At 50.0% G+C, this 13672-nt stretch carries 13 protein-coding genes; 1 reads left to right on the forward strand and 12 read right to left on the reverse strand.

Translation table 11 applies throughout. The features are described from left to right. Positions 1-4 precede the first annotated feature (4 nt). From whiA to hprK, 10 genes are all read right to left on the reverse strand, one after another. Positions 5-961 carry a DNA-binding protein WhiA gene (gene whiA, locus EXW93_RS12775; protein ID WP_023469222.1) on the reverse strand — a complete coding sequence of 319 codons (957 nt, stop codon included), beginning with the start codon at positions 959-961 and terminating at the stop codon, positions 5-7. After that, the gene (locus EXW93_RS12780; protein ID WP_023469223.1) at positions 958-1956 is read right to left on the reverse strand and encodes a gluconeogenesis factor YvcK family protein; all 999 of its coding nucleotides are present in this window, start codon (positions 1954-1956) and stop codon (positions 958-960) included. The genes whiA and EXW93_RS12780 overlap by 4 nt, the downstream gene beginning before the upstream one ends. After that, positions 1956-2825, reverse strand: coding sequence for an RNase adapter RapZ (gene rapZ / locus EXW93_RS12785; RefSeq protein ID WP_055968920.1), 870 nt, complete (start codon positions 2823-2825; stop codon positions 1956-1958). The genes EXW93_RS12780 and rapZ overlap by 1 nt, the downstream gene beginning before the upstream one ends. A gap of 111 nt (positions 2826-2936) precedes the next feature. Beyond that, the gene (gene trxB, locus EXW93_RS12790) at positions 2937-3899 is read right to left on the reverse strand and encodes a thioredoxin-disulfide reductase (protein WP_023469225.1); all 963 of its coding nucleotides are present in this window, start codon (positions 3897-3899) and stop codon (positions 2937-2939) included. Positions 3900-3960: 61 nt separating this feature from the next. Then, the gene (locus EXW93_RS12795) at positions 3961-5445 is read right to left on the reverse strand and encodes a tetratricopeptide repeat protein (RefSeq protein WP_035396300.1); all 1485 of its coding nucleotides are present in this window, start codon (positions 5443-5445) and stop codon (positions 3961-3963) included. Positions 5446-5541: 96 nt separating this feature from the next. Continuing rightward, positions 5542-5922 (reverse strand): sporulation phosphorelay system protein KapB, encoded by a 381-nt coding sequence (gene kapB, locus EXW93_RS12800; protein WP_023469227.1) that lies wholly within the window; start codon positions 5920-5922, stop codon positions 5542-5544. A 31-nt stretch (positions 5923-5953) separates the two neighbouring features. After that, positions 5954-6436 carry an acyltransferase gene (locus EXW93_RS12805; RefSeq protein WP_035396297.1) on the reverse strand — a complete coding sequence of 161 codons (483 nt, stop codon included), beginning with the start codon at positions 6434-6436 and terminating at the stop codon, positions 5954-5956. After that, positions 6420-7076, reverse strand: a complete 657-nt coding sequence (gene ppaX, locus EXW93_RS12810) for a pyrophosphatase PpaX (RefSeq protein WP_174316531.1) — start codon at positions 7074-7076, stop codon at positions 6420-6422. The genes EXW93_RS12805 and ppaX overlap by 17 nt, the downstream gene beginning before the upstream one ends. Before the next feature lie 3 nt (positions 7077-7079). Further along, positions 7080-7913 carry a prolipoprotein diacylglyceryl transferase gene (lgt, locus tag EXW93_RS12815; RefSeq protein WP_023469230.1) on the reverse strand — a complete coding sequence of 278 codons (834 nt, stop codon included), beginning with the start codon at positions 7911-7913 and terminating at the stop codon, positions 7080-7082. Continuing rightward, complete coding sequence (gene hprK, locus EXW93_RS12820) at positions 7913-8848, reverse strand: HPr(Ser) kinase/phosphatase (protein ID WP_035396292.1); 936 nt, start codon at positions 8846-8848, stop codon at positions 7913-7915. The genes lgt and hprK overlap by 1 nt, the downstream gene beginning before the upstream one ends. A 126-nt stretch (positions 8849-8974) precedes the next feature. On the opposite strand from hprK, the gene EXW93_RS12825 reads away from it, so the two are divergent. Beyond that, positions 8975-9358, forward strand: coding sequence for a hypothetical protein (locus tag EXW93_RS12825; RefSeq protein WP_050678702.1), 384 nt, complete (start codon positions 8975-8977; stop codon positions 9356-9358). Positions 9359-9606: 248 nt separating this feature from the next. Here the strand turns inward: EXW93_RS12825 and EXW93_RS12830 are convergent, their stop codons facing one another. Next, positions 9607-10716: a DUF4097 family beta strand repeat-containing protein gene (locus EXW93_RS12830; RefSeq protein WP_035396288.1), complete on the reverse strand. Its 1110-nt coding sequence runs from the start codon at positions 10714-10716 to the stop codon at positions 9607-9609. A gap of 100 nt (positions 10717-10816) precedes the next feature. Continuing rightward, positions 10817-13672 (reverse strand): excinuclease ABC subunit UvrA, encoded by a 2856-nt coding sequence (uvrA, locus tag EXW93_RS12835; protein ID WP_035396286.1) that lies wholly within the window; start codon positions 13670-13672, stop codon positions 10817-10819.

Below are 13672 nucleotides of genomic sequence, written 5' to 3' on the forward strand. Positions count from 1 at the left end.
CCTCTTATAAGGCCCCTGTCATCGACTCTCCATTCCGTACTTTTTCAGCGATTTGATCAATCTTCCGCAACCGGTGATTGATTCCTGATTTTGAGATGGAGCCGCTTTCGACCATCTCCCCGAGCTCTTGTAACGTCACGTCTTGATGTGTCACGCGCAAGATCGCGATCTCCTTCAGCTTATCCGGTAAGACGTCAAGACCGACCGTCCGCTCAAGGAACTTGATGTTCTCGACTTGGCGTAATGCCGCACCGACCGTCTTGTTGAGGTTCGCTGTCTCACAGTTGACGAGACGGTTGACCGAGTTACGCATGTCTTTTAAGATCCGTACGTCCTCGAACCGTAGCATCGATTGTGTCGCATCGACGAGCTTGAGAAAATCGGAAATCTTTTCGCTCTCTTTGATATAAAGGATATGCCCTTTTTTTCGTTCAATCGCCTTCGCGTTTAAATCAAAGACGTTCGATAGACCGCGGAGCGCCGCATTATGTTCTTCATATAAACTGAAGATCTCTAAGTGATACGACGACGTCGCCGGATTGTTGAGCGAACCTCCGGCGAGGAATGCTCCTCGTAAATACGCACGCGCTTTTCGTTCATCGTTTAAAATCGTGTCACTGATCGAACGAATCATCGTGAACCCTTCCCCTAAAATTCCGAGGTCTTGCAAAATCTTGTCCGCCTGTTGCTTAACACGGACGATATAGACATTATTCTTTTTCAGACGCATTTTTTTCCGCACGAGCAGATCGAGATGGACACCATATGCTTTCTTCAAAAGCGAATAGATCCGACGGGCAATCGAGGCATTCTCGGTCGAGATATCGAGTGTCAGACCCCGTCCGAGACCGAACGAGATTGCACCGTTCATCCGGGCGAGCGCCGCGAGTTCCGCCTTCATCTCGTGATCGGTGATCGGAATCTGCGTTAATTCTTTTTTGACTTCTGAGGCAAAGCTCATGTCAGCTCCTCCTTCCCTTCGAGTTGACGCATCCGACGAATCGATAGTACTTTTCGCATGACGAGGCTAGCGACCGCATCTGAGTCATGGCGAATGAAATGATGATTGTAGTCGACGATATCATCTGCCAGCACTTCGACGCCTGCGAGCTCGAATTGTTTTTCATTATAGGTGACGATGTCGGCATGATCCTTTTGATACTTTTTCAAGTAACCGGCATCGATTGACTCATTATTGACGATGATCGTATCGACGACGCCTTGACCGAGAAAACGTTCGAGCGTCGATAAATGCTCGTTGGCAGTGAACGCCGTCGTCTCGCCTGGTTGTGTCATGACGTTACAAATATAGACGACTGGAGCCAGCGATTGCTGAATCGCTTCCCGGATCTCATCAATCAAGACGTTCGGGATGATACTCGTATAGAGACTTCCTGGTCCAAGGACGATCACATCAGCATCAAGAATTGCTTGAATCGCTTCTGGTACCGGACGGACGTCTTGTTCCTCAAGGAAGATTCGTTCAATCTTCTTACCGACCGTTGGAATCAGTGACTCTCCTTTAACGATCGTCCCGTCCTCAAATTCGGCACATAACGTAATTGTCCGTTCCGTCGCCGGATAGACTTTTCCTTCTGCGTTCAACAATTGTCCCATGACACCGATCGCTTCGACGAACGAACCGTTACAGAGTTGTGTCGCTGCCGTCAGCATCAAGTTGCCGAGCGAATGCCCATGCAATCCTTCGCCGGTCTCAAACCGGTACTGCATAATCCGGTCCATCAAGGTTTCCGATTTCGACAAGGAGACGATGACATTGCGAATATCGCCAGGCGGCAACATATTAAACTCCGTCCGCAGACGACCAGAACTGCCGCCGTCATCCGCGACCGTGACGATCGCTGTAATGTCGAGCGGGTAATGCTTCAGTCCACGAAGAAGCGTCGAGAGTCCTGTCCCGCCACCAATGGCGACGACTTTACGTTCCCATTTCATCACTTCTCCTCCTTCGCATGCACATAATCCCGGTGATTCGTCTCGATGTGATACTGCGTCGCGAATTCCTTGCTGATTGCTTCCGCGAACGTGATCGACCGGTGTTTCCCGCCTGTACAGCCGAGGGCGATCACGAGTTGCGACTTTCCTTCCCGCTCATATTGCGGAATCAAGAACTCGAGTAGATCAACGAGTTTTTTATAAAACAGCTTCGCTTCCGGCCACTGCATGACGTAGGACGCGACTTCCTCATCGAGTCCTGTCTTTGGACGCAGTTCCGGAATGTAGAACGGGTTCGGTAAGAACCGGAGGTCAAAGACAAGATCGGCATCAAGCGGCAATCCGTGTTTGAAGCCAAACGACATGACGTTGACTGTAAACGGAATCCGCTCTCCTGTCGTAAACTCTTTCAGCAAACGTTCTTTTAAGGCAAGTGGTTTAATGTCACTCGTATCGATCAGCATTTGTGCTTTATCACGGAATCCTTCAAGTAACGTCCGCTCACGTTCAATTCCGATCAGTGGTGAGTCAGTCGGTGCAAGCGGATGAGAACGACGCGATTCTTTGTAACGGCGTACGAGAACATCGTTGCGCGCATCGAGATAGAGCATCCGCGTTTGTAAGTTCGTCTTTTTCAAATCCTCATAAACGACAAAAAAACTATCAATGAAATCACGCGCACGTGTATCGATGGCAACGGCGATTTTAGGACGCACTTGTCCGATGACTTCGATGAGCTGTGGTAATAACGTCGGTGGTAGATTGTCAACGCAGAAATAGCCTAAATCCTCAAAGCTGTTCATTGCGACTGTCTTACCAGCCCCACTCATACCCGTAATGATCACAAGTTGCGGTTGATTCTGTTCCATCTTTTCGCCCTCCAGACAACAGTTCCGTGTGTATTTTTCGCTTCTTTCTCAGTATATCATAAAAAAAGAGCCAGCCTCACTGAAGGTACCTTCAATGAAACTGGTTCGTTATTACGCGTGTGAGGATTCTTGGAGTTCTTCAAGTAACGCTTCGATGAAGTGTTGCGCGTTTTGTGCGGCAATCGAACCATCGTTTGTCGCTGTAACGACTTGACGAAGTGTTTTTTCACGAACGTCACCAGCAGCAAAGATCCCTTTGATGTTTGTTTCCATCGCTTCGTTTGTTACGACGTAGCCTTGGTCGTTCAAGATACCGAGGTCTTGGACGTAGCCTGTGATCGGGTTCATCCCGATGTAGATGAAGACACCATCGATCGGATGCGTCGTCACATCAGCTGTTTTTGTATTGATCAGCTCGATACCGCCGACTTTCCCGTCTTGTTCGTTAATCTGTTTAACCGTATGGTTCCAGATGAAGTCGATTTTCGGGTTGTCAAACGCACGTTTTTGAAGAATCTTTTGAGCGCGGAGCTCGTCACGACGGTGTACGATCGTGACTTTTTTCGCGAAGCGTGTCAAGTAGACGCCTTCTTCCACCGCAGAGTCGCCTCCACCGATGACGAAGAGTTCTTTTTCTTTAAAGAACGCGCCATCACAGACAGCACAGTACGAGACACCGCGACCGCCGAGCTCTTCTTCACCCGGTACGCCGATTTTCTTATATTGTGCACCAGACGCGATGATGATCGCCCGTGCGTAGTAATCTTTGTTGTGTGCATGAATCGTTTTGTATGCTTTACCGTCTTCGATGCTTCGAACGTCTCCGTACGCATATTCTGCGCCGAATGCTTTCGAGTGGTCGAACATTTTTTGCGAGAGATCGGGTCCGAGGATGCTATCGTATCCTGGGTAGTTCTCGATATCTTCTGTGTTCGCCATTTGACCGCCCGGAATCCCGCGTTCGATCATCAATGTCGAAAGGTTCGCACGTGATGCATAAAGTGCGGCTGTCATCCCAGCAGGTCCTGCCCCGATGATGATGACGTCATAAATTTTTTGTTCTGTTTCCGCCATGATTCCACCCCATTTATCGTAATCGTTGTAGTTTGAGTATAGGTGAGAATCGCCTAAACGTCTAACACTTTGCTTGTAGCGGTGCCAACATCCGTTCATGTGTCCGGATCATCGATGCGACGTGATCGAACGAACAATCGACGAGTGATGCACATTCCTCGATCAACATCCCGTCCCGTAAATCATGGAACAGATAAAGCAGTGATGCAGCAGATGCTTCAATCGAATCAAACGATTCCCCACTTAAGACGAGCTGTGCGAAGCGTTCATAAAAATCCCCTTCGAGACTCATCCGTTCTTCGTCTGAAACGAACCGTTCCGCAAGACGGATTGTCTGCAATGCCCGATGAATGCGTTCATCCACGACATCAGTCCGTCCTTCCATCTCGATGACAATCTGTTCCGTCAATAAGAGGACATCTTCCTGGTCTGTCACTTCTGGCATCATCGACAATGCAAGCCGTGCTTCAGCATCGTTCAGTTTGCCAAGAAGAAGTGCCGTGAAAATCCGCGAGACATCATCTTCCGTCTTCAGCGCTTGGATGAGTGCCGAGCGAAACTGCAGGTTGTGCCGGATGTCATACGTATCCGTCTCTTCCTTTAACGCTTGTGCTTCGTCCGACTTCAAGAAAGCGGCTGCTTCTTCGACGTGTCCTGTCTTATAGGCAGAGATTGATAACCAGTGCCCAAAGAGTGGGTCTCCCCGGTAACCGCGACGCTCAAGCAACTTCAACTCTTCATAGGCGATATCATAACGTCCGATGATCGCAAGCGTTGATGCGACCTTATAACGTGTCTCAAGGTGCACGGAACGGACGTGTTCGAGCTGACGGGAGAGTCGGTGCGCCTCTTCGTCCTGTCCCATCTCGTGTAACAAGACGAGCGTGTTACAAAGGGCATGCAAATTCCCCGGATTCCCTTCAAGGACCCGTTCGAGGGAAGCGAATGCCTGGTCGTTCTCTCCTAAATAGAACTCGACGATCGCGAGGTTGTTGTAGGCAGGCCAGAACGTCGGGTACTGGGCAATCAGTCCCGTCAACGTCTCCTGTGCCGCGAACAGCATCCCTTTATCGATCTGGCGTTGTGCCTGACCGTGCAGACGAATCAATTCATCCTCTTCGTCGTCTTCCATCTCTTGTTCGAGATCAATCAGTTCCACGAGTGCGGCCGATGCCTCCGCGTGTTTGCCGTTTGGTGCTTGCTCTAAATATTCCATCGCATGTTGTCGCGCTTCTTCGTAAAGTGAGACGTGTGCGTAGTTATTCGCTAAATAAAAGAGTGCTTCCGTATTTGATGCGTCGAGTGCGCGTACTTGTTTCAAGACATCATTCGCATGATTGATTTCTCCTGTCTCGAATAAGACACGGGCATAACGGAGCAAATAACGGATGTCCGCTGGCTGAAGTGTCGTCGCCTCATCTAAATGATAGACGGCTTCGTCCAGTCGCCCTTCCCGGTGCGCCTTCCGTCCGCGGAAATAAAAAAGTTCCGCTTGGCGCGCTGTTATCGCAAAGGGGTCTGCTTTGTATTTGGTTAATTCCATCATGATTCAAGCCCCCATAAATAGTAAACTGGTTTCGTAGTTGCAGACACAAGAATACCCTATCTCTAGGAGGCATGCAACAGAAAAAAACGCCGGAGTTCATCCCCAGCGTTTTGCATAAATCGATTCCAGTTCTTTGTAATTCTCTAAGCATTTTCGTACAAAAGCATCCGTCTCTGGATTCAGTCCTTCCAGACGTGCCACGTCCTTGTCATATGCCTGCCGTAAGCTCGTCGCATAATCGGGAATCTCTCCGTCATACGCATAAACGACTGCGGGCGAAACCGTGATCTTTTCGTGCTTATGCAAGGCGGTCCGGATATGGAAGAGTGGAACATCGACTTGGTTCGGTTGGTGAAGATCTCCTTGAACGGGATGCTTCTCAACAGCCAACACCTCAACGACGAGACCTTGTGGACGTTCGGCGAATAATCTTCCGAAATACTTTCCTGTCTTATACGTAAAGCGGATGTGCGTCATCTTTTTTTCCTTCTTCCTTCTCACAGTTTTGTCACATTTCGTGCCGGCGAAGCGGCTGACTCGAGACGCGTTCATTCGGCGCAATGTCCCGGTGAACGACCGATCCGGCACCAACGACAGCACCATCTCCGATCGTCACGCCCGGTAGGATTGTCACGTTCGCACCGATCAAGACGTTGCTTCCGATGACGACGTCACCTAAACGGTACTCCGTCGTCAAATATTCATGACAGAGAATCGTCGTATTGAAGCCGATGATCGTATTATCACCAATCGTGATCCGCTCCGGGAACATCGTGTCCGGCATCACCATCAAGGCAAGTGCCGTCTTCTCCCCGATCTTCATCCGAAGACATGTCCGGTAGAGTGCGTTCTTAAAACGTAGCGACGGAGCAAACCGACCAATCGTGATGATCGTAAAGCACCACATCACTTTAAAGAACGACACCGTCCGGTACATGTGCCAGAGTGGATTCGTCGTCCCGACCTGAAACCGATCAGTTCGCCGTGCCATTTTGTTCCTCCAGCCAAGCAGCGAGATGATCCATCGAATCAATGATGACGTCCGGCTCGAGGGCTTCTAAGTACGTGCGTCCTTTGATCGCCCAACCGACCGCGACCGTCTTCAGTCCCGCGTTCTTACCACCGAGAATATCCGTATCGTTGTCACCGACCATGATCGTTTCGTCTGCCGTTGATCCAAGCAACTGCATCGCCTTTTCGAACGGCTCGACGGCTGGTTTTTCTTCCGTTACGTCGTCGGCTGCGATGACGGCGTCAAAGAGTGACGTCAGTCCGAACAACTCGATGCCGCGAAGAGCGACACGACGACTCTTCGACGTCACGACCGCCATCTTGTAGCCTGCTTCATGCAGACGACGTAATCCGTCAAGCACACCCGGATACTCGAGCACGAGTGCGTCATGCATCGCGATGTTGTAGCTGCGGTAAAAAGCGACCATCTCTTTCCACTGTTCCGCATTCATCGCTGAGAATGATTTTTCTAGCGTCGGACCGATGAACGGAAGCAATTCCGCTTCCGTGAACGTTCGGTCCGGATAATAGTAGCTGAGCGTATGCTCGAAGCTTTTTAAGATCAATGGATTCGTGTCGATCAACGTGCCATCTAAGTCAAACAGTAGCGTGCGAATCATCGATTACTTCGCCTCCTTTTTCGAACCGTCCAAGTAACGAACGGCGTTGCGGCGAACAACCATCATGATCACACCGAAGATGATCAGACAGATTGAGACGATTTGCGCTGTCCGGAGTCCATCCCCCATCATCAGACTGTCCGTCCGGAGTCCTTCAATATAAAAGCGTCCGATTGAATACCACACAAGATAACCGAGGAAGACATACCCACGACGTGGATTGAACTTCATCCGCCAGACGATCAACAGAATGACACCGATGATGTTCCAGATGCTTTCATAGAGAAACGTCGGTAGGTAGTACGTCCCGTCGATGTACATCTGGTTAACGATCCAGTTCGGTAAGTGCAGCGTATCTTGTAAGTACGACCATGTCGTTTCGCCACCGTGTGCTTCTTGGTTGAAGAAGTTACCCCAGCGTCCGACGGCTTGTCCGAACAAGAGGGATGGTGCCAAGATATCAGCGATTTGCCAGAACGAGATCTTTTTCTTACGCGTATAGATAATGACCGTCAAAATCGCACCGATGATCGCACCGTGAATCGCGATCCCACCTTGGCGGATATTGATGATTTGGTCAAGATGTTGACTATAGTAGTTCCACTCGAACGCGACGTAGTAAATCCGGGCACAGATGATACTGATCGGAATCGACCAGATGACGACATCGACCGCATACTCTTCGTTAAAGCCGATCCGCTTCGACTCGAAGATTGCAATCAACAGACCGACGACCGCACCGAGTGCGATGACGATGCCGTACCAGTAAATCGGTACAGGACCGAGTTCAATCGCCACGCGGTCAAACGTTGGTTGTACAGAGGCTAAAGTTCCCATCAAAGACCACCATTCCCATCTTCAATTGCTTGCGCGAGACGTCCCGCGAATTCTTCTGCTGTGTTGATGCCCATGTTCTTCAGACGATAGTTCATCGCTGCGACTTCGATGATGACAGCAAGGTTTCGTCCGGGACGAACCGGAATCGTCAGGAATGGAATTTCCGTATCGATGATTTGGAGTGTCTCTTGGTCCAGACCGACGCGGTCATAGACTTTCGATTGATCCCAAATCTCGAGGTTACAGACGAGGCTGATCTTCTTGTGCGAGCGAACAGCACCTGCACCGAACAACGTCATCACGTCGATGATCCCGATTCCGCGAATCTCAAGCAGATGTTGAATCAACTTCGGTGCCGTTCCGACGAGAATCCCGTCACCGGTTTGACGAATCTCAACTGAGTCATCTGCCACTAGACGGTGACCCCGCTTAACGAGTTCGAGTGCCGTTTCCGATTTACCGACACCACTTGCTCCTTTGATAAAGACACCGACACCATAGATATCGACGAGGACACCATGCATCGCTGTCGTTGGTGCAAGTTCCGCTTCGAGGAAGTTCGTGATCTGTGACTCGACCGATGTCGTATGCCCTTTTGTCGTCAACAGTGGCACGTTCGTCTCGTCCGCGGCTTGGATGATCGCTTCCGGTACTTCGAATCCACGTGTGATCAAGATACCAGGTGTTTCATCCGTACAGAGGACATTCGCTCGTTCGCGTTGTTCCTCGTACGTTAAATTATTGAAGAACGTCAATTCTGTTTTTCCGAGAATCTGGAGACGTTCTGCCGGGTAATAGGCATAATAACCGGCAAGCACAAGGCCAGGTCGGCACAAATCAGCCGTCAGAATCGGACGATGTAAGCCCTCTTCTCCCGTGACGATGTGGAGATTGAATTGTTTTACGATTTCAGCTGTTCGCACTTTTGGTTGCACGCTTCGTCAGCCCCTTTCACTTGAAGTATTGTACCATATTTTTATTCGATTCATGGAATTGGATTAGAAGCATGATTTCTTGGGAATGGAATAAAGAGTTAATATTTTGAAGGAGGTTTTGCCGTGATGTCAGGCGGTGGTATCGGATTCATTTTAGTCATTATCTTATTTGCGGTTCTAGCGATTGCTGGTTTCGTCTACCTCATCATCTCACTGATTGATATGTGGAAAGCGTATTCGCGTAATCAAGATCAAACAGCTCTTTTATTCTTCATCATCTCGATCATCGGAATCTTCATCAGTGGTTCATTTATTTCCTACGTCCTCGCGATCATCTTCTATTGGAATCGCGCACGCGGAAAGAGTTGGCTCGGAATCGGTCTGATTCTCGTTTCGATCGTTCTTGCAATCATCGGTGTCATTGCCTTACTCTCGTTCGGTTACGATATGAATAATATCGAGAACATGAACTTCGACGAGCCGATGATGGATCAGGATTACGATTATTGATGTAGGAACTACACCCATCTTCTTATGAGGATGGGTGTTTTTGTCTATGCAGCTGACGAAGCTCCGCTCGCGTGACTCCTACAGGAAAAAGCGCGGTCATCCGCGCTGTCAGAGACAAACGAGACCCGGCTACTCGTTCCTAGAACGACGTAGCCGCGGCTTGTGTCTCGCCTGAGGAAAGCACGCAAAGCGGATGCGACGTCATAAGAAAAGCGCAACCTCTTTTTCAAGAAGTTGCGCTGGTATGCTTATAACGCTTGTGGACTGAGGTGAACACCGTGCGTGACCGAAATCGTACCTGTCTTCGTATCGGCTTCGACCTCAATTTTTGGTGAACGACCGCGACCTGATACGAAATGGAGCTTCCGGTTGACGATTTCTTTTTGATCCCGGATCAATTCCATATCATCAAGGTTGCAGTTGAGACCACCGAAGTTTGTCTCAAGCTCCCCGTAGACTTCAGCGCCGTGCGGCAACATCAAGGCGATGCTTCCGGCAAGCGACGACGCTTTGACCTTCGCGTTTTGCACGGTCTTCAGCTCACAGCGGACGTTGCCGTTCGCCGTTTTCAGTTCTGAACGCTCGAAGACACCTGTCGTGATGATTTGTCCATTGGCTGTCTTCGCCTTCAAGACTTTCAACTCCGACTCTTCGATTTCAATCGAACCGTTCGCTGTCGATACTTTGACATCCTCACTGAATAGATCACGGACGTTGACTCGACCGTTTGCTGTCATCAGTTGAGCGGATGTCGTATCAAGTGACGTCAACGAAATTTCCCCGTTCAGCGTCTGTAAGACGAATGATTCGTAATGACGGCGTGGTACTTTCAGATGGACTGTCGCACGGACACTCTTATCCTTCAAACGGATCGAGAGTGTGTTTGCCGAGACCGCGTGTTGAACAGCGGCTTGAAGTTGCTCAAGCGCTTGTTCTTCCGTCACCTGTTGGCGGCGAAGCGGACGTCCTGTCACCGTCAACTCACATTCTTCAAGATCACTTGGTTCAACGACCAAGTTCGCATTGAACAGATCGACATGAACCGTCTCACCGCTGAATGGGAATTGTTTGACGTAGGTGACGTTCGGACCGGACGCTTGATTAAGCGAAAGATCACTATCCTTGATCCGACTGACGAGATTATCGAACGCTGACATGACTTTCGTCGTCAGCGAATCGACGGAATACTGGTCGACCCGATCATATTGTTCTGGTTCATCGACGTACTTATGTTCACTGGCAGAAGTTGCACGTTCGTCGATCGCTTCGAGCCGCTCGAGTTTATCGAGTGCCTCATCAATCGTTAACTTTCCTTCTTTGACTTGCTCCAATATCAATTGACGCATATCTTGCTTCATGAACCGTTCCCTCCTATTCTTGAACCTCAAACGTGTGTTACATGATACTTTCGTTTAAGTTCCCTTAGTTCCTCCCTACGAATCCTCATCCACAAAAGTTTCACGATTCAATTCGTGCCGCATCGCGTTCAAGGACAGGTGCGAGGTATCGTCCCGTGTAGGATGCTTCAACTTCAGCGATGTGTTCTGGTGTCCCAGCAGCAACGATCGTTCCGCCACCGTCGCCCCCTTCTGGTCCAAGATCAATCAAGTAGTCTGCCGTCTTGATGACATCTAAATTGTGTTCGATGACGAGCACCGTATCACCATTGTCGACGAGACGTTGTAAGACTTTCAGGAGACGCGCGATATCGTGGACGTGGAGTCCTGTCGTCGGCTCATCGAGAATGTAGATCGTCTTCCCAGTCGAGCGCTTATGCAACTCGGACGCCAATTTAACACGTTGCGCTTCCCCGCCGGACAGTTCCGTCGCGGGTTGACCGAGACGCATGTACGTCAGACCGACGTCAGCGATCGTCTGTAATTTACGCGTGATCTTCGGAATGTTCTCGAAGAAAGCAAGGGCATCTTCAACCGTCATCTCAAGCACGTCGGCAATCGTTTTGCCTTTATATTTCACTTCGAGTGTTTCGCGGTTGTAGCGTTTCCCGTGACAGACTTCACACGGAACATAGACGTCCGGTAAGAAGTGCATCTCAATCTTGATGATCCCGTCACCGCGACACGCTTCACAACGTCCACCCTTGATGTTGAAACTGAAACGTCCTTTTTTGTAACCACGGAGTTTCGCTTCGTTCGTCGAAGCAAAGACGTCCCGAATGTCATCGAAGACACCAGTATACGTTGCTGGGTTCGAGCGTGGTGTCCGACCGATTGGTGACTGGTCGATGTCGATGACCTTATCGATTTGATCCAGACCGGTGATCCCTTTATGAGCACCCGGTTTTTCTTTCGCCCGGTTCATCTCGTGCGCGATCGTCTTATAAAGAATTTCATTGATCAACGTCGATTTCCCGGATCCCGAGACACCGGTGACGGCGACGAACAGACCCAGCGGAATGTCGACATCGACGTTCTTCAGGTTGTTTTCCGATGCTTTGTGGATATGGAGCATCCGACCGTCTGGCTCTTTGCGTGTCGACGGAACAGGAATGAACTTCTTCCCGGACAAGTATTGACCAGTCAACGAGTTCGCATCCTGCATCAACTCTTCTGGTTTCCCGGCTGCCGTGACGAATCCACCGTGATCGCCAGCACCAGGTCCGATATCGATCAAGTAGTCGGCTGCCATCATCGTGTCTTCATCGTGTTCAACGACGATCAGCGTATTGCCAAGATCACGCATCGCCTTCAGCGTATTGATCAGACGATCATTATCACGTTGGTGTAAACCGATCGATGGTTCATCGAGAACGTAGAGGACGCCCGTCAGACGCGAACCGATTTGTGTCGCAAGACGAATCCGTTGCGCTTCCCCACCGGACAACGTACCGGCTGCGCGTGAGATCGTCAGGTAATCGAGACCGACGTTCTCAAGGAACGACGCCCGTTCATGAATCTCACGGACGATCATCCGCGAAATCGTCTGATCCTTCTCACTTAATTTCTCCGGTAGTTCGTCGAAGAACATGACCGCTTGTTTAACAGACATCTTCGTCACTTCACCGATATGGTGATCGGATACTTTGACGGCGAGCGATTCCCGTTTCAAGCGATGTCCTTTACACGTCGGACACGCCTTCTTCGCCATGTAGCCTTCCATCTGTTCCCGGATATAATCAGACGACGTCTCCTTGAAGCGACGTTGTAAGTTATTGAGGACCCCTTCGAAGTAGAGGTTCGTATTTCGGACCATCCCGAAGTCATTCTCATAACGGAAGTGAATCTCTTCCTTCGTGTTTCCGTTCAAAATCGTTTCGCGATGTTCTTCTGACAATTGTTCGAACGGTGTATCCATATCGATCTTGAAGTGGTCACAAACCGCTTTAAGCAATTGTGGATAATACTGCGAGCTCGTCGGTTCCCACGCTACGATTGCCCCTTCGTTCAATGACTTATCAGGATGCGGCACGACGAGATCAACATCGACCTCAAGCTTCGTTCCGAGACCGTCACATGACGTACAAGCACCAAACGGTGAGTTGAACGAGAACATCCGTGGTTCGAGTTCGCCGATCGAGAAGCCACAGATCGGACAAGCATGATGTTCACTGAACAACAATTCGTTGCCGTCCATCGTATCGACGATGACCCGACCGTCTGCGAGGCGAAGGGCAGTCTCGAGTGAATCCGCAAGACGGGCTTCGACATCTGGTCGCACGACGACACGGTCGACGACGACTTCGATCGAGTGTTTCTTGTTTTTCTCAAGCGTGATCTCTTCGGCGAGATCCATCGTCTCTCCGTTGACACGAACGCGGACGAAGCCTTCCTTCTTCAAATCGTCGAGCACCTTGACGTGCGTCCCTTTACGTCCGGAAACGATTGGCGCGAGAATTTGCAGACGCGTCCGCTCCGGCAACTCCATCACTTGGTCGACCATCTGACTGATCGTCTGGCTCGAAATCTCGATTCCGTGATTTGGACAAATCGGTTTACCAATTCGTGCGTACAACAGACGCAAATAATCATAGATCTCTGTGACCGTTCCGACCGTCGAACGCGGGTTTTTACTTGTCGTCTTCTGGTCGATTGAAATTGCTGGACTCAGTCCCTCGATCGTATCGACATCCGGTTTATCCATCTGTCCAAGGAACTGACGGGCATAGGCTGATAAACTTTCGACATAACGCCGTTGTCCTTCCGCGTAAATCGTGTCGAAGGCAAGCGACGATTTCCCTGACCCGGACAAGCCCGTCAAGACGACGAGCTGATCGCGGGGGATTTCGACATCGATGTTTTGTAGATTATTGACGCGAGCGCCTTTGATGATAATCTGATTCTTCTTTTCTCCCAA

The sequence above is a fragment of the Exiguobacterium sp. JMULE1 genome (genome assembly GCF_013337175.1).
In the GTDB taxonomy this organism is placed as follows: Bacteria; Bacillota; Bacilli; order Exiguobacteriales; family Exiguobacteriaceae; genus Exiguobacterium_A; species Exiguobacterium_A indicum.